Here is a 17,106-nt window from a genome sequence, read left to right as displayed (position 1 = left end):
GAGCTACTTCAAAACAGAAAGAGGCGCTTAACTAGCGCCTCTTTCTGTTTTGAAGTCAATAAAAATGATCTGTGGTTTACCTCTGCAACTCTAGCTCCTGCAGCTCTGCCTCTAGGAGTTGCGGGTGCAATGAGAAAAGCTTCAGGAGCACACCGTTAGTCCACCCAAAGCCATCCTGGTTCGGGTACTCGCCACCGCCAGCCTGCAGGCTGATGTCCGTCACGTTATACTTCTCCATCAGCTTGCCTGTGTTGTGGAACACGGTCTCGTTTAACTCGACCCAGCGCTGCGCCACGGTATTGGCTAATTTATCATGCTTGTAGTTGCGTAGCGCCTGAATGCTCATCCACTGCAGCGGTGCCCATCCGTTTGGCGCGTCCCACTGCTGGCCGGTGCGGTGCAATGTCGTTACCAAACCACCCGGCTGCAGGAAATCTTCTTCCAGCTTCTGCGCCACGGCCTTAGCCTGTTTCTTATTAGCCATACAGAAGTAAAGCGGAAATACAGCCGCCAGCGAAGGAATATTAGTAGTAGTGCCTTTCACAAAATCATAATCATAGAAAAAGGCAGCCTCATCGCTCCAGTTATACTTCAGCAGCGCATCGCGGCGTGCTTTGGCGCGGCGCTCAAATTCCCTGGCTTCAGCTTTGTTGCCGTTTAATACGGCCATCTCCTGCAGCGTAAGTTCCACGTGGTAAAGCAGCGCGTTTAAATCTACAGGAATGATATCAGTGGTGTGGATAGTGCTGAGGTTCTGCGCATCGGCAAACCAGCGGCTGCTGAAATCCCAACCAGACTCAGCGGCAGCCCTAATATTGCGGTAAATCTCCTCAGGGTTTCTGCCTGACTCCTGTGCCAGCTCCACATCCTCGCGGTACGATTCTGGTCGCGGCTCCGGCTGGTCATCCCAGTAGCGGTTCAGAATACTGCCATCGGGCATGCGCACTACGCGGCGGTGCGTCGGGTTGGCGGCTGATACTTGATCGGCTCCGTCCATCCAGAAATCATACTCCTGCCGCAGGGTAGGGGCATAGGTTTTAAGCACCTCCCGGCCTTTCTGCTGTGCCAGTACCCGCAGCATAAGCGCGTAGAACGGTGGCTGTGAGCGGCTGAGGTAGTAGGTTCGGTTGCCGTTCGGAATATGGCCGGTGGTGTTAATCAGGTGCGTAAAATTATCAACCATACTTTGGATAAGCTCCGTTTCGCCGCTGGCCTGTAAGCCAAGCATGGTAAAGAAGCTATCCCAGTAATAAATCTCGCGGAAGCGGCCACCCGGCACAATATACTTCTTCGGCAGCGGAATCAGGGAGCCGCCGTCGGCGCCGGGTTCGCGCGTGAGTATAGGCCACAGGCGCTCAATATGCTGTGTTACCGACAGGCTGGTGTCGGTGGTGAAGCCGGAGGCCGGCTGCGGAGGCATCTGGAAATACTCCTTTACAAAAGCCTCTAAGCTGAAGCCCGGCTGGTTTTTCTGTTGCCTGTAAGCCTCCAGAATTTGTTTTGGAGGCGCCAGTGGCACAGCATCCGGAAAGGTTTTAGAGTCCGGGAAAACATGATGCAGCTGCACTTGCTCGAACAGCTCACCTAAATCCTGCTCCGGTCTGTAAAGCTCCTGCGCCCGTAGCGGCTGTATAACGAAGGTGAATGGTAGTAGTAGCAGAAGATAAAAAATTAGAGTGCTAAAAGTAATCCTCATGTCATGCTCTGTTTTTTTTGTAAGTGATTAAATACTCATACGTGTTTCAGAAGCAAGGTGGCAAGTATACTATTCGTAGGGGTAACGTACAAACGAAACCTGGCCCATGGCATCTTTTTCGTATTTGGCTACAGTATATTCTTGAAATCGTTCTTCAAAGTTCTGCTTGCCAGAATATAATTTTTTGGGTAAGGGATTAATATTCAAGAAGTAATATACTTTGGTGTTGCCATACTTAGTATGCGGCATAAAGTCGCCGTAGGCCTGCATCTGTGTCCAGAGCGTATCCTCTACACTAACGGCATAGATGCGGGTGATGGGGCCAGTATTATTCTCGTTTCGGTACATGGCTATCTCTTTAAAATTGCCCTTCAAATCGTTTACACTAGGTATAGACAGTGTGTCGTAGATGAACCAGCCGATGAGGGCAATGGCCAGGGCTATCAATATTGTTTTTATCTTCATAAGGGCTAAGGTAAATAGTTATGCTGATGAAAAACCAGCGCTGAAGTATAAAGTTTGGAAAAAGCCGCAGCTGTTCTATAAGTATGGCAATGCTCTGGCGCGGAGCTTAGCTCCGTGGCAAAGTATTGATGCGAATCTTAGATTCGCTTTTATCTGTAAGCACGGAAGTAACTTCCGCGCCATGAAACTCAAAAAGCATGCAACTTATCTTTGTAGTTCCTCGTGCTGCTTTTTATGAGCGAAAAGTACAAGGCAAAAGATACGGAGGGTATATACTTCGTCACCATATCTATAGTTCAGTGGGCTGATGTGCTTACGCGCCGCGACTACTGTGAAATTATCTGTACCAGCCTTGCTTACTGCCAAAAAGAGAAAAACCTGACCCTCTCATGGTGTATCATGACCAACCACCTGCATCTTATTTGCTCATCTCCGGTACTGGCAAACACTATAAGAGATTTCAAAAAGTATACTTCGAAGGAGCTATATAAATCGATCAAGCAAAACCCACAGGAAAGCAGAAAAAGATGGCTGTTATGGTTGATAAACTCAGCGGGAGAGCTAAGCAGCAGATACGAGAAGTATAAGTTTTGGCAGCCTGGGTATTACCCCATTTTACTGCACGATAACCAGATGATGGATCAGAAATTAGACTACCTGCACCTGAACCCTGTGAAAGCTGGTTTTGTGGAGGAGCCAGAGCATTGGTATTACAGCAGCGCCAGGGATTATGCCGGTGAAAAGGGAAAGTTAGACGTAGTGCTGATCGAGTAATACCTAGCGCGAAAGTTGCTTCCGTGCTAGCAGATAAAGGCGAGTCTTAGATTCGCTATTATTGCATGTCACGGAGCTAAGCTCCGCGCCGGTAGGAGATAAAAGTATAAGCCGCAGCTGAACAAATCAACTGCGGCTTATACTTTTATCTCCTAAACGCTCTAACTGCCTACCTCTTTAACTCCTTCAATCAGTTTCTCCAGGATGTTCTGTGCAGCTACCGAGATGATGGTACCAGGTCCGAACACACCCACGGCGCCAGCTTTAAAAAGGAAGTCGTAGTCCTGCGCAGGAATCACACCGCCCACAATCACTAGAATATCCCCCCGGTCGAGTTTACGGAGCTCCTCGATCAGTTGAGGTACCAGCGTTTTATGGCCGGCTGCCAGCGAGGAAACACCTACCACGTGCACGTCGTTTTCGGCGGCTTGCATGGCTACTTCGGCTGGGGTCTGGAACAGCGGCCCAATATCCACATCAAAACCGAGGTCGGCGAAGGAGGTGGCAATTACTTTGGAGCCGCGGTCGTGGCCGTCCTGGCCCATTTTGGCGACCATGATGCGTGGCCGGCGGCCTTCTAATTCCTCGAACTGATCGGCCATGGCTTTGGCGCGTTCGAAGTTTTCGTCATCGGATAGTTCTGCGGAATACACGCCTGATATTGCTCTTATTACTGCTTTATGTCTGCCAAATACTTTCTCCAACGCATCGGAAATCTCGCCTAAAGTAGCTCTGCGTCTGGCAGCTTCTACGGCCAGTTCCAGCAGGTTGCCCTCACCGGATTCAGCCGCATCGGTTAAAGCCTGTAATGCATTTAACACACTACCTTCATCACGGCTCTCTTTTATACTTGCCAGCCTGCGCAACTGCGACTCGCGCACTGCGGTATTGTCAATGTCCAGAATATCAATTTCCTGAATCTGGCTCGGCTTATACTTGTTCACACCCACAATCACATCTTTGCCAGAGTCGATGCGGGCCTGCTTACGGGCAGCGGCTTCCTCGATGCGCATTTTCGGCAGACCGGTTTCAATAGCCTTAGCCATACCGCCCAGTTCTTCCACCTCCTGCATCAGCGCCCAGGCTTTGTGCGCAATCTCGTGCGTCAGCGCCTCCACATAGTATGAGCCGCCCCACGGATCTACTACTCTGTTGATGTTGGTTTCTTGTTGCAGGTAAATCTGTGTGTTGCGGGCAATCCGAGCCGAGAAATCGGTTGGCAGGGCAATGGCCTCGTCCAAAGCATTCGTGTGCAAACTTTGCGTACCACCAAGCGCAGCGGCCAATGCTTCCACACAGGTGCGGGTTACGTTGTTGAACGGATCTTGCTCGGTTAGGCTCCAGCCGGATGTCTGGCAATGCGTGCGCAAGGCCAACGATTTCGGATTTTTCGGGTTGAACTGTTGGATGAGTTTGGCCCACAGCATACGTGCGGCGCGCATCTTAGCAATCTCCATAAAGTGGTTCATGCCGATGGCCCAGAAGAAGGATAATCGCGGCGCGAAATCATCTATGTCCATACCCGCTTTCAGGCCAGTGCGCACATACTCCAAACCGTCGGCCAAAGTATAGGCCAGCTCAATATCGGCGGTGGCGCCGGCCTCCTGCATGTGGTAGCCCGAGATGGAGATGGAGTTGAAGCGCGGCATGTTCTTGGAGGTATACTCGAAGATATCCGCGATGATTTTCATACTTGGCTCTGGCGGGTAGATGTAGGTGTTGCGCACCATAAACTCCTTCAGGATGTCGTTCTGAATCGTCCCGCTCAGCTGCTCCGGCTTCACGCCCTGTTCCTCGGCGGCCACAATATAAAAGGCCATGATCGGCAGCACAGCGCCGTTCATGGTCATGGAAACCGACATCTGGTCCAGCGGAATCTGGTCGAAAAGGATCTTCATGTCCTCTACCGAGTCGATGGCTACCCCGGCCTTGCCCACATCGCCTACCACGCGCGGGTGATCGGAGTCATAGCCGCGGTGCGTGGCCAGGTCAAACGCTACCGAGAGTCCTTTCTGTCCGCCCGCCAGGTTGCGGCGGTAAAAGGCGTTGCTCTCCTCGGCAGTAGAGAAACCGGCGTACTGGCGTATTGTCCAGGGCTTTTGCACATACATGGTGCTGTAGGGGCCGCGCAGGTATGGCGGCAAGCCAGCGGCAAACCCGGTGTGCTCAAAGTGCGCGGCATCCTCCGACGTGTAAAAGCTTTTTACGTCTATCTGCTCGGGTGTTTTCCAGGTGCTCGGCTGCAACGGGTCCTTAGGCGCTTTGTCAGAAGCGGTTACCTTGTTTATATCTATTTTAGAAAAGTCAGGCTTCATGTTTTAATTTTGAATGAGTGTTTGAGTGAATGAGTGAGTTTTTTCCCGTTCATCCGCTCATCAAAATCATTGTCTATTGTTCAGAATGAGTTGTTGGTGAAGTATAACTTTAGTTCATACACTCAATCACTCATTCGCTGATTCACTATTAATCTTAACTCGCGTGCTCCGATGTTACTACCCAGCGGCTGTTCAGCTTCTTCCATACTTGCGAGGATACACCGCCCATCAGCTGCTTACCATCCAGCGCTATTTTCCAGCGGAAAACAAAGTATACGGCCTCTTTGGATACCTGCTCAATGTGCAGCGGCTCATATGTGTAAACGCCCATTTTGCTGCGGTCTTTGAAATCCTGCAGAAACATGTCGTACACTTCCTGGTAGCCTTTGTCAGTGCCGTTTTTACTGATCCAAAGCATGTCCGGCGAGTTCCAGTAATAGGTCATCGCGGTTTCCAGGTCGCCGTTGTTCCAGGCAAAAATCTGCCCTTCCAGCGCCTTTTTTACTTCTTGTACGGCATCGCCTTTGGGCATGGCAAAAGCAGAAAGTGTAGTAGCAGTCATCAGCAGCAGGATAAAGTATAGCTTACGCATTATTGTCGTCATCTTGAGCCAGGCGTCGCTGCACCGCAGCTAACAAGTTCTTCATATCGCAGTCCTCGAAAATGAACTCATCGTAGCCATTGGCCATCATCTCTTCTTTCATGTGCTGCGGGTCATCGGCCAGTATGATGGTTGGCTTTGCATGATGGTTCCGTAACCTTGGGCCGAACTCGCGCACGTAATTTGCCTCCGACGACGACACCACCACCACTTCGGCAGCACTGCCCGTCAATTTGTCGGAAGCCTCTTCTACGGAGGCGAACTGCTGCTGCACTGTCTCGAAGCCGGCACAACTGAAGAACTCCTGCGCAAACGTAGCATTCACATGGCGTTCTTCTGTGTGGCCGATCACGGCAACGATAGCCTTCGGGCGGCGCTTGCGCTTACGTTGGTGCAATTCTGTAGCCATCCGCATTACCTCCGTAGGGTAGGCGGCGCGGGTGGTGTCGAAATCTGCGCTTTGGATTAACTCCTCCGGATCAAAATTTATACTTTCCTTCGGGTTCGGATACTTGTTGGTGCCCACCAGCACATCGCGGCCTGTGGCAATATTGCGGAACTTACGGCGGCTCACCTCCGTGATGCTGCCAAGTATAAACCCGCTGTCATAAGCCTTTTCAAAGCCGCCTTTTTGTTCTACTTCGTTAAATAGTGCCCAAGCTTTCTGAGCCAGCGCATTCGTGAGAGACTCCAGGTAATAAGACCCAGCGGCCGGGTCTACGGCTTTATCCAGGTACGCTTCCTCCTTCAGGATAGTAGACACGTTGCGGGCAATACGCTCTGAAAACTCGTCTGATTTCTTAAACGTGCTGTCGAACGGCAACACGGTCAGCGAATCGCAGCCAGCAATTACAGCGGCCATAGCCTCGGTGGTGGTGCGCAGCATGTTCACATAAGGGTCCAGGGTAGTTTGGTACCAGCTGGAGGTGGCGCTGTGGATGCGTAGTTTGGCGGCCAGTGCCGGTTCTGCCTTATAAGCCTCCACCACAGCGGCCCACAGCAGGCGCAGCGCCCGCAGCTTGGCAATCTCGAAAAAGTAGTTGGTGCCCGAAGCCATTACGAACTGCATGTTGCGCAGCACCGTCTCCAGCGGCTCGCCGGCAGTTGTGAGCTTGTCCAGGTAAGCTACGGCTGTATTTAAAGTATAGGCTATTTCTTGGGTAATGGAGGCGCCAATACTGCTAAAGCTGGTGCCGTTTACGGTGATGCCGTAAAAATCCGGACTATCCTTTGTCAGCTCCAGTACCTTGATTATCGCTCTGCTCTCTTCGTGGTCGATCTTGCTCTTGACAGAAACCGGATCAAAATTGATAAAGCCTTTCAGGTTCCGATGCGAAATTTGGTGCGCCTCCAGTTCCTGGTATAGCTTTAGCAACAAACAGTCTGGCTGCTCTTTAACAGCATAGCTGATCGCGTTCTTAGTCAGGTCGATTTTATTCACCAGATAAGCAGCATCAAAAAGCTCTGGGTTGTGCACTATAAAGTAGATTCCCTCTGCTCCCCTTTGTAAAGCGTCAGCGGCTTTTTCTATAGCATGTTTGCTATCGCCCTGCACTTCTATTTGCTGCACGTTCAGCCAGCCGTTGTTACCGGTTTTGTTGCCGCGCAGAAACGGGAAGTCGCCGGGCCTCTGCTGCACAAAGGGCAAATCGGCAATATCTTCTTTGGCATAGTATGGTTTTATGTCGATACCCTCGTAGGTATGCCAGGTAAGGCTCTCCAGAGGCGTTTCGCGCAGGTCCTTGCGTGCTTTTTGCTCCCAATCAGCCGTTGTGCCTGGCGTGAACTCGGCAAACAGGCGCTCTTGGTTTTGCTGCTCGTCAGTCATCATGCTTTTGTTGTAATTTTATGTAAAGATAGACTTTTATACCATACGATGTAAGGCAGATCCAGTGCTATATCTGATTTGTGCCATGCTTCAGTTCAAGCGTTCTTGGTAGGCTTGGTACATCCAGTAACCCACCAGCAGCCAGAGTATAACAATTACGCCGGCCATCACATAATTGGGCTGCCGCTCATGCATCTGCTCCCTGGCCTTGTGGCGGTGGTAGTCTAGCAGGGGCGGCGGAATCAGCTTAATGGAAAGCCAGATGCCCAGTGGCAGTAGCAGTAAATCATCCAGATAACCAATCAGCGGTATAAAGTCCGGAATCAGGTCGATGGGGCTGAAGGCGTACGCCACCGTAACCAGCACCATTACTTTTGCGGCAAAGGGCATGCGCGGGTCCTTGGAGGCAAGGTATAAAGTATAAATATCCTCTTTCAGTTTTCGTACAAGCTCTTTCCATTTCCGAAGCATGGTTGGTTGTACGGGAGATGAGGCACAAAGTAAGCAGGAAGTATAAAACTGAGAACAAGGCTTGGCGGGAGGTTTATACTTGCCAGAAGCAACAAGGGCAACCATAGCGGCTGCCCTTGTTGCTAGCTTTTATTTAGATAGCGAGTTATAGTAACTTACCAACTGCACCAGGTCTGGAGCGGATGTGAACTTAGTATTGTTCTTTTTAAGGAATGTCTGCATAGCTTGCTGCCTGTCTCCAAACAAAGCCAGGTTATGCTTTTTCTTTTTGGTGATCTCCAGAAGGTTGAGTTCACCTCCTTTTTTTATGTAAAATGACTCCTTCTTTACAATTCTATCACTTTTAGTACCCGCATTAAAGGCCACGTTATAGTTTGCGTTAATCGTTTCGGTGTCTAGCATCCGAAACAGGCTCATCCCTTCATCGCTGATGAGTACCTCAACAAAGCCTGTTGCGGGAGCTCCTGCTAGGGTTAAGCCAGCGTTGGCAGCATTTAGAAAAAGCCTCTCGCCGGCAGCTCGGTCATGTAGCTTAAAGGCATCTACTGTGGCGCTGTTAATAACTCGGAGCTGGTCGGGAGTTGGTTCTGGGGTATTTTCTGTATTGATGAGAAACTGGTTGTTTTCAATATCATACTTAAACCTTTCTGCCTCAAGCACACGGTTGAGCGTTATGAATAACTCACCGGAAGCCCAACTGTCTGTTAGGTAAACATTACCGATTACGGACGGAGTTACTACATCCAGGGCATCAGTGCGCACAGAGCGATACTGCCCAAGGCCGGTTCCTACATTAGTGGCAAGGTCGCCGATGTAGGCAGGCATGGAATTGCCCTTCCCTGAAAGTATAGACTGTGCATCGGCTCCGCCTGAAGCGAGGAGTAGCACAAAAGCAGGGGCAAAAAGTTTAATAGCTGTTTTGATCATAGGAGTAATTTAAGGTGAAGATGCTCTAAAAGTTATAACATTTTTACCTTTAGAGCAAACGGCTTCTTAACGATACGTGATTTTCTTTTTACCGTACCACCAGTTTGCCGCTGCCAACGGGTTTATAGCGGCTGTAGATAGTATAAAAGTATAAACCTGCGGAAAGTGAGGCAGGCCTGGTGAAAGTGTTCTTGCCCGGCTTTAGCCGCAGTACGCCTGCTTTCTTGCCGCCGGCATCGAGCAGGTGTAAGAACATGCCCGGCATGTCAGGTGCTTCTACTGCAAACTGATCGGCAACTGGGTTTGGGTAAAGTATAAAGCCGGCCCCTTTCAACTCATCTTCGGAGGCAGTTGGTTCAGCATCTCCAATGTATAGGTAAGTAAATTCCCAGTTGGTGCCAGCAAACAGATCGCCATTAGACCAATTGGCTTTCTCTGGAGCCATCGCCGACATAGCAACTATATAAGGCTGCTCCCGCACCAGTTCCTCCCCAGGAGTAAAAGAGATAGTAATAGCATGTCCATCGGCAGAGTCGCGGATTGCTATGCTGATAGGCAGCAGGTCCAGTGTATCAAGCTCACTGTAAAGCTTAGGTAGGGCAGGTGCGTTGCTATCCGGGTGTCGGCGCATAAAATACTCTAGCTTAAGCGGCTGACCCGGCATCACTTTTACGGAGCCGTCATCGTTCTGAGAGAGCTGGTTTTTGTTCAGCAGTTCCAGGTGCGGCTTTTTGTCCTTATCAACTATGGTTACTTCAAAGTCTGCAACACCTAAACCTTGCACAACGCCATCGCGGTACTCGATTGTTTGAATGGCTATGGTATACCTGCCCACTACGGCAGGTGCATCCCATATCAGTTCCCCGTATTCATCCAGGGTTAACCCCTCTGGCAAGGTATAGCCGGCAATATCCACCAGTTTACCTGCGGCATCCTCTTTTTTTGGGGCAACAAGCTGATAAATGATTCTATCGCCGTCGGCATCATAAGCTGCAAAATTATGCCGGAGAGGTTTGCCCACCACCCCCTCCAGTAAGGGTAAGCCAGCTAAGTTTATGCCATGCCGGTTGCTGCTCAGCGGGTTTACGTTAACTGTTGTATAAGTATAAAAACCTACTTGATCTGATGGGGCCGGGATATTAAGAATGCTGTTGTTTCTGTTTTCGCCAGCCCAAACTACAGTGTAGTGGTTGGGTATATTATAGGTGTAAGTCCAGTGGAAATGCTCGATATCATAATCCTTGTCATACTTAGCTACGGTGTTGCGTGGTACAATTACTGTATTTCCATCGCCCATGTGCATAACTGCTTCCGGGTCTTCAGCAGGAGAGGAGTGATTGGTATAGACTGTTAGCGTAAAGTTAAAATTTCTGGGATTCTGCGGATCAACGGTATAACTAATGTAGGCGCCTTTTATATGTGTGGCCTGCACAAGTATAGGCAGAAGAAGCAGCAGCGATAAAACGCTGATAAGCAGTTTGGTTTTCATAGAGGAGGAGTTAAGCAGGTACAGCTACAATATACATCATTACTAGCCAATAAGTTAATGTTTTATTGATTTAATTATAATTTGCTATACCCGCAATTTTCCTTTGCCGCTCCTCCTCAGAACCTATACAACTTGGTTGGTGTTGGGGAGGCTGGTAACTTTAGGCCCAAATCCTGATCACTCTTATGAAAATCAATTTCCCTAAAGCGATAGCAGTATTGGCGCTCTCGCTAAGTATGGTTGGCTGCCAGCGCCCGTGGGTAGCCTCGCCTGCGCTGGTTAACACCGATGTGCCGGTAGACCAATCCATAACTCCGGACCCAGAACTGGAGGCGCAGATCGCGCCTTACCGCAAAGAAGTAACCGTAAAAATGTCGGAAGTGGTGGGCACCGCGCCTGTGGCCCTGAGCAAAGGAGATTACGAGTCGGCGTTGGGCAATTTTGTCGTGGACCTGCAGCTGGAGCAGTCGGCCCCGCTATACAATAAACCCATTAACCTATCGCTGGCCACCAACGGCGGCCTGCGCGTGCCGCTGCCGCAGGGCGAGATAACCACAGGCCATGTGTTTGAGCTAATGCCCTTCGAGAATGAGCTGGTGGTGCTGACGCTGAAAGGCGAGACAGTGCAGCAGCTGTTTACTTATGCGGCAGATCGTAAAAACGCACTTATTGGCAACGCTACCTATACCGTGCAAAACGGCAAGGCCACTAATATCAAAATAAGCGGAAAGTCATTCGACCCAAGTCAGACTTATACTTTAGTAACCTCTAACTACCTGGCCGGCGGCGGCGATGACCTGAAGATGTTGCAAGATGCCATAAAGTATGAAAATGTAGGCCTGCTGCTCCGTGAGGCTATTCTGCAGCAAATACGCCAGCTAAATGCCGCAGGCAAACCTGTAACAGCCGAAACAGGAAACAGAGTAACCATCCTCCCTTAACAAGACTTTTAAAATGAGAAGAAGAGATTTTCTTAAAACTACAGCAGTAGGGGCGGCTGGTATTAGCCTGCTGGGCGTACCGTTCTCGGCGGAGGCGGCGCAAAGTATAAACCTTACCATCCTGCACACCAACGACCAGCATTCGCGCATCGACCCTATTCCGGATGATGGGCGCAAATATGGGGGGATGGGCGGTATGGCCCGCCGAGCCAGCCTGATCGAGCAGATCCGTAAAGAGGAGCCAAACGTGCTGCTGCTCGACTGCGGAGATATCTGGCAGGGCACGCCATACTTTAACTTTTTTGGCGGAGAGCTGGAGTATAAACTTATGAGCCAGATGAAGTATGACGCTGCCACGCTCGGCAACCATGACTTCGACAACGGCCTGAAGGGATTGGAGAAAATGCTGCCGCACGCTCAGTTCCCGTTTTTGAGTGCCAACTACGACTTCAGCAAAACCATACTTAAAAACCAGTTTGCACCATACAAAATTTTTGAGAAGCAAGGTATAAAAGTAGGTGTGTTTGGCCTAGGCATTGAGCTGGCGGGGCTGGTGAGCCAGAACAACTACGCCCAAACCGTATACTTAGACCCTGTAGCCACGGCCCGCGAAATGGTGCAGGAGCTGCGCGAGAACCAAAAGTGTAATTTAGTGGTGTGTCTTTCACACTTGGGTTACAAATATGACGACGGCAAGATAGATGATGTAACACTGGCACGGCAAGTGGATGGCATCGACCTGCTCCTGGGTGGCCACACGCATACCTTTCTGGATCAGCCGGAGGTAGTGCGCCATGCGTCAGGCCACGAAACGCTTGTAAATCAGGTAGGTTGGTCTGGTATTTTCCTGGGCCGCCTCGACTTTAGCTTCAGCAAAAAAACACTGCAAAAAACTGACGTGAGAACGGCGGTTGTGCCTGTAAACAGACCTGTAACAACTTCGTGAAAAAATAATTTTTTGTTTACAGATTATTGAGCAAATTTGTAACCCCCTGCCAATAAAAGGAGCCGTTTGTTACACCAATCATATCTTATGTAGTTTTGGAAAACTGGATGATCAAAGACTGTTCAACTGTATGGCATAACTGCCTCCAGGTGATAAAGGAAAATATTGGCGAACAAAGCTTTAAGACTTGGTTCGAGCCAATAAAGCCTGTATCCCTGCGCGACAGCGTACTTACCATACAAGTGCCCAGCCAGTTCTTTTACGAGTGGCTGGAGGAGCACTATGTGCAGCTTCTGAAAAAGGTCATCTATCAGGAACTTGGCAGCGAGGGGCGTTTAGAGTATTCTATCATTGTGGATAGGGGCAACGAGTCCAATAAGCCGCAAACGGTAAATATCCCTACTAAAAAGATACCGCAGGCGGTTGTTAACTCTTATAGGCCGGAGCAGAACTTCATTAAGAGCCCGTTTGAGTCGAAGACGATTGACCGCAACTTCCTGAACTCGCAGCTGAACCCGGCTTATACTTTTGAGAACTACATTGAGGGAGATTGCAACCGTTTGGCGCGCTCGGCAGGTTATGCTGTGGCCAACAAACCGGGAACAACCTCTTTTAACCCGCTCATGATCTATGGTGGCGTGGGCCTTGGCAAAACACACTTGGTGCAGGCCATCGGCAACAACATCAAGAACAGCAACCCTGAGAAGTTTGTGCTGTACGTTTCTTCTGAGAAATTCGTGAACCAGTTCATCGAGTCTCTCAAAACAAACAACGTCCAGGATTTCGCCAACTTCTATTTGCTGGTTGATATCCTGATTATTGACGACGTGCAGTTTTTGAGCGGTAAGGAAAAAACGCAGGAGATGTTCTTCCACATCTTTAACCACCTGCACCAATCTGGCAAGCAGATCGTGATGACCTCGGACTGTCCGCCACGCGACTTGAAAGGCTTAGAGGAGCGCTTGTTGTCGCGCTTTAAGTGGGGCCTCACCGCCGACCTGCAAAGCCCGGACTTCGAGACGCGAATGGCCATCATACATAAAAAGATGCAGAGCGACGGCATCGACATTCCGGATAACGTGGTGGAGTACCTGGCTTACAGCGTGGACACCAACGTGCGTGAACTGGAAGGCGTGCTGATCTCTTTAATCGCACAGTCATCGCTTAACCGCAAAGAGATTGACCTGGAGCTTGCCAAGCAGGCCCTGAAGCATATTATTGAGGATGTAGAAACAGAGGTAAACCTCGACTTCATCCAGAAAACCGTGGCCGAGTACTTCCAGGTAAGCCTGGACTCGCTCAAAGCTAAAACCCGTAAGAAGGAAATTGTAACGGCGCGCCAGGTAGCTATGTACTTTGCCAAGGAGTTTACCAGCCACTCACTTAAGTCTATCGGTTACCACTTCGGCGGCCGCGATCACAGTACGGTAATCCACTCGGTACAAACTGTGTCTGATCTGATCGATACGGACAAGAAATTCAAGGCCAGTATTCAGGAGCTTCAGAAAAAATTTAAATCTAAAGCAGGTTAAGCTGCAAAGTATAATATCAGTAATATAAAAAAGCGGCGGCCATACTTTGCAAAGTATGGCCGCCGCTTTTTTATACTTTAAAATGCTGTTGTTTATACATTGTTGCCAACATTATCTGTCAGCTCAAACTGGTGCATTTCTGATAAATCCCGAATCTTGTTCTTAATCCGGTCAAGATCACGTTTCTTACGCACCTGCTTCAGGTCCAGGTATACTTGCTGTCCATCGTGCAGGGTAACGCGCAGCGCCAGCGGCGTAATGTGCACAGCGGCAATGTCAGGTATCTGGATGAGGTGCTTGGTGCGAAATACCCCGAATTTCTGAACAATATACTGCGGCGTAACCTCAATGTAAGACTGCACCCCAAAAATGGATGTGTTTTGCAGTACCACATAAAACAGGAAAGCAACCGCCAGGCCTAGAAAGGCATAATATAAGTAGTTCTGCTCATACGTACGGTCTGCCGAGAATACAAGCATAGCGGCCCAGGCCAACCAAAACAGTGTAAGTATAATTTGCACTGTAAAAGAGAGTTTCGCATTACGCGTGGGGCTTAGCTGCACAATCAACGTCGATCGGGCACTACTACCAGATACTGCCATTACTATAAGATTTCGTGAAACATAATGAGCCGGGCACAGCTCACCGCAATATAATAAATTTATTCCTTAAGCGTGGCCTGCAGCGTGATTTCGGGTACTGCATTTAGCGCTTTAGATACAGGGCAGCCCTTTTTTGCATCCTGCGCCAGCTGCTGCAGCTTCTCATTGTCCAGGCCGTCGGCTTTAACTTCCGTGTTCAGCTCAATTTTAAGTATAGTTGGCGCTCCGTCCTGCTCACCTAACGTCACAACGGCTTTCGTTTCCACATACTCGGGCGTAATATCTGCCTTCTCTATCAACGCACTCAGGAACATAGAAAAACAACCGGAATGTGCAGCTCCGATCAGCTCTTCAGGTGATGTGCCGCTGTTGCTGTCGCCGAAACGAGAAGCGTAAGAGTATTTAGAGGTGAAAGCCCCGTTGCCGGCTTTTACTTCACCCTCACCGCCTTTAAGGCCTTTGTTCCAACGTGCTTCTGCTTTGTGTTTTCTCATAGTTTATAAATGTTGTAGTCCAAATTGTTTATGTATAACTAATACTGAGATTAATAGTTAAGGTTGGTACGGCAGAATTTGTAAGGAAACGCGTTTAAGTTGGCGGCAGGTGTGGCATTGCTGCATTATCTGGTTATCTTTACTTTCTACTAAAACTGATTGTATGGGTGTTAGAGCGTTGTTGAGTAAGCCTTTTGCGGCTTATGTGCACCGGAAAAATCAAAGTTGGATAGAGCATCCGGCAGAGGCACAGCAAGCTGTTTTCAAGAATATTATAACTAAAGCGCAGCAGACAAAATTTGGCCGTGACCATGGCTTTGGCACTATAAAAACGCACGCCGATTTTGTGCAGGCAGTACCCGTACGCGATTACGAGGGGCTGCTGCCATACTTCAATCTTGTAAAGCAAGGTGAAAGCGATGTGTTATGGCCCGGCAAGCCGCTGTACCTGGCCAAAACCTCCGGCACTACTTCCGGCACCAAGTATATCCCCATCTCTTCTGATTCTATCTCTAACCACATAAACGGTGCCCGCGATGCGCTTTTGGCGTATGTGCACGAAACAGGCAAATCCGCTTTTCTGGATGGCAAGATGATTTTCCTGTCGGGGAGCCCTGAGTTAGAAGAAGTTGGCGGTATAAATACTGGCCGTTTATCAGGCATTGCCAACCACCACGTGCCGGGCTATCTGCGCACCAACCAGCTGCCCAGCTACCGCACCAACTGCATCGAAGATTGGGAAACCAAGCTCGACCAGATTATAGAAGAGACGATAGACCAAAACATGACGCTGATCTCGGGCATTCCGCCTTGGGTGCAGATGTATTTCGATAAGCTCATCCGGCAGACGGGCAAGCAGGTGAAAGACATTTTCCCAAACTTCGGGCTGTTTGTGTACGGTGGCGTTAACTTTGAGCCTTACCGCAAAAAACTATTCGAATCAGTTGGGAAGCAGATAGATTCTGTGGAGACTTTTCCGGCCTCAGAAGGCTTTTTTGCCTATCAGAACAGTCAGGTAGATCCGGGGCTGCTGCTGCTGCTGAACTCCGGTATTTTCTACGAATTTATACCCGCCGAAGAGTACTACAACGAAAACCCCACCCGCCTGACCATTAGCCAGGTAGAGCCGGGCGTAAACTATGCGCTGGTAATTAGCAGTAACGCCGGCCTCTGGAGCTACTCCATCGGCGATACAGTAAAGTTTGTTTCTGTGAAACCTTACAAATTAGTGGTAAGCGGGCGCATCAAGCATTTTATTTCGGCGTTCGGGGAGCACGTGATAGGTGAGGAGGTGGAGAAAGCCATGAAACTGACCATGCAGAAATTTAAGGAGGTGGAGCTGGTTGAGTTTACAGTGGCACCATTTGTGAGTCAGGACCAGGGCCAGTCGTACCACGAGTGGCTGGTGGAGTTTTCGCAGAAGCCGATTAACCACGACGCCTTTGCCGAAGAGCTGGACAAGCAATTGCGTAAGCTTAATTCTTATTACGATGACCTTATAACAGGCAATATCCTGAAGAAGTTAAAACTCACGGCGCTTCCGAAGCGGGCCTTTCAGCAGTATATGAAGTCGCAGGGCAAACTGGGCGGACAGAATAAAGTACCAAGGCTAAGCAACGACAGGAAACTGGCGGAAGGACTCTTAGGAGTTACGAATTAAGAATTACGAATGAGTAAGAACATAATCGTAACAAAGTCATTTGCCTTTGCCGTTCGCATTGTAAAGCTATATGAGTACTTGAAAAAGGGAAAACAAGAATTTGTGCTGGCAAAGCAAGTGTTGAGGAGTGGCACCTCTATTGGTGCGAATGTAGAAGAGGCTGTTGCAGGGCAATCGGCAGCTGATTTTATTCATAAGCTAAGTATAGCTAGGAAAGAGTCTAGAGAAACCAGTTACTGGCTCATGCTTTTTATGAGACAGGCTATATAGCCGAAACTCAATTTGTAAGTATACATGCCGATTGTGGGGAGATAATTAAAATATTGAACAGCATCATCATTACGAGTAAAGCGAAGCTTGATGGA

The 17,106-nt window shown here is 49.3% G+C and carries 16 protein-coding genes; 6 read left to right on the top strand and 10 right to left on the bottom strand.

Features of this window, described 5'->3' with window-relative positions; translation table 11 throughout:
- Nucleotides 1-76: 76 nt before the first annotated feature.
- Entirely contained in the window at nt 77-1,696 is a 1,620-nt protein-coding gene (treF, locus tag Q1B04_RS02385; RefSeq protein ID WP_299755095.1) for an alpha,alpha-trehalase TreF, read from the bottom strand.
- Nucleotides 1,697-1,765: 69 nt separating this feature from the next.
- Nucleotides 1,766-2,161 carry a hypothetical protein gene (locus tag Q1B04_RS02380; protein ID WP_299755092.1) on the bottom strand — a complete coding sequence of 132 codons (396 nt, stop codon included), beginning with the start codon at nt 2,159-2,161 and terminating at the stop codon, nt 1,766-1,768.
- Between the two features lie 234 nt (nt 2,162-2,395).
- On the opposite strand from Q1B04_RS02380, the gene Q1B04_RS02375 reads away from it, so the two are divergent.
- Entirely contained in the window at nt 2,396-2,935 is a 540-nt protein-coding gene (locus tag Q1B04_RS02375) for a transposase (RefSeq protein WP_299755089.1), read from the top strand.
- A 161-nt stretch (nt 2,936-3,096) separates the two neighbouring features.
- Here the strand turns inward: Q1B04_RS02375 and scpA are convergent, their stop codons facing one another.
- The 6 genes from scpA to Q1B04_RS02345 all read right to left on the bottom strand — a co-directional run bounded on the left by scpA (nt 3,097) and on the right by Q1B04_RS02345 (nt 10,566).
- Nucleotides 3,097-5,250 (bottom strand): methylmalonyl-CoA mutase, encoded by a 2,154-nt coding sequence (gene scpA, locus Q1B04_RS02370; RefSeq protein ID WP_299755086.1) that lies wholly within the window; start codon nt 5,248-5,250, stop codon nt 3,097-3,099.
- Between the two features lie 154 nt (nt 5,251-5,404).
- Nucleotides 5,405-5,854, bottom strand: a complete 450-nt coding sequence (locus tag Q1B04_RS02365; RefSeq protein ID WP_299755084.1) for a nuclear transport factor 2 family protein — start codon at nt 5,852-5,854, stop codon at nt 5,405-5,407.
- Complete coding sequence (locus Q1B04_RS02360) at nt 5,835-7,682, bottom strand: methylmalonyl-CoA mutase family protein (protein ID WP_299755081.1); 1,848 nt, start codon at nt 7,680-7,682, stop codon at nt 5,835-5,837. Before Q1B04_RS02360 ends, Q1B04_RS02365 begins: the two co-directional genes overlap by 20 nt.
- Nucleotides 7,683-7,769: 87 nt before the next feature.
- Nucleotides 7,770-8,150, bottom strand: coding sequence for a DUF1232 domain-containing protein (locus Q1B04_RS02355; RefSeq protein ID WP_299755079.1), 381 nt, complete (start codon nt 8,148-8,150; stop codon nt 7,770-7,772).
- A 129-nt stretch (nt 8,151-8,279) separates the two neighbouring features.
- The gene (locus Q1B04_RS02350) at nt 8,280-9,077 is read right to left on the bottom strand and encodes a hypothetical protein (protein ID WP_299755076.1); all 798 of its coding nucleotides are present in this window, start codon (nt 9,075-9,077) and stop codon (nt 8,280-8,282) included.
- Nucleotides 9,078-9,165: 88 nt separating this feature from the next.
- Nucleotides 9,166-10,566, bottom strand: a complete 1,401-nt coding sequence (locus Q1B04_RS02345) for a T9SS C-terminal target domain-containing protein (RefSeq protein WP_299755074.1) — start codon at nt 10,564-10,566, stop codon at nt 9,166-9,168.
- Between the two features lie 185 nt (nt 10,567-10,751).
- Here Q1B04_RS02345 and Q1B04_RS02340 point away from each other — a divergent pair, with 185 nt between their 5' ends.
- The 3 genes from Q1B04_RS02340 to dnaA all read left to right on the top strand — a co-directional run bounded on the left by Q1B04_RS02340 (nt 10,752) and on the right by dnaA (nt 13,985).
- Nucleotides 10,752-11,507, top strand: coding sequence for a 5'-nucleotidase C-terminal domain-containing protein (locus Q1B04_RS02340; RefSeq protein ID WP_299755071.1), 756 nt, complete (start codon nt 10,752-10,754; stop codon nt 11,505-11,507).
- 13 nt (nt 11,508-11,520) lie between these two features.
- Nucleotides 11,521-12,453 carry a metallophosphoesterase gene (locus Q1B04_RS02335; RefSeq protein WP_299755068.1) on the top strand — a complete coding sequence of 311 codons (933 nt, stop codon included), beginning with the start codon at nt 11,521-11,523 and terminating at the stop codon, nt 12,451-12,453.
- Nucleotides 12,454-12,560: 107 nt separating this feature from the next.
- A complete protein-coding gene (gene dnaA / locus Q1B04_RS02330) occupies nt 12,561-13,985 on the top strand; it encodes a chromosomal replication initiator protein DnaA (RefSeq protein WP_299755066.1) in 1,425 nt (474 codons plus the stop codon).
- Nucleotides 13,986-14,077: 92 nt separating this feature from the next.
- Here dnaA and Q1B04_RS02325 read toward each other — a convergent pair whose 3' ends face one another.
- Together Q1B04_RS02325 and Q1B04_RS02320 are read right to left on the bottom strand one after the other, a co-directional pair.
- On the bottom strand, nt 14,078-14,587 hold the full coding sequence (locus Q1B04_RS02325) for a hypothetical protein (RefSeq protein ID WP_299755063.1): 510 nt from the start codon (nt 14,585-14,587) through the stop codon (nt 14,078-14,080).
- Nucleotides 14,588-14,646: 59 nt separating this feature from the next.
- A complete protein-coding gene (locus tag Q1B04_RS02320; RefSeq protein ID WP_299755060.1) occupies nt 14,647-15,081 on the bottom strand; it encodes an OsmC family peroxiredoxin in 435 nt (144 codons plus the stop codon).
- A gap of 163 nt (nt 15,082-15,244) precedes the next feature.
- Here Q1B04_RS02320 and Q1B04_RS02315 point away from each other — a divergent pair, with 163 nt between their 5' ends.
- Together Q1B04_RS02315 and Q1B04_RS02310 are read left to right on the top strand one after the other, a co-directional pair.
- Nucleotides 15,245-16,741 (top strand): GH3 auxin-responsive promoter family protein, encoded by a 1,497-nt coding sequence (locus tag Q1B04_RS02315; RefSeq protein ID WP_299755058.1) that lies wholly within the window; start codon nt 15,245-15,247, stop codon nt 16,739-16,741.
- Nucleotides 16,742-16,750: 9 nt separating this feature from the next.
- Nucleotides 16,751-17,011 (top strand): four helix bundle protein, encoded by a 261-nt coding sequence (locus tag Q1B04_RS02310; RefSeq protein ID WP_366524600.1) that lies wholly within the window; start codon nt 16,751-16,753, stop codon nt 17,009-17,011.
- Nucleotides 17,012-17,106: the final 95 nt, after the last annotated feature.

It is taken from the genome of uncultured Pontibacter sp. (assembly GCF_947495565.1).
GTDB lineage: Bacteria > Bacteroidota > Bacteroidia > Cytophagales > Hymenobacteraceae > Pontibacter.
This window is presented reverse-complemented; position numbering and strand designations above follow the sequence as displayed.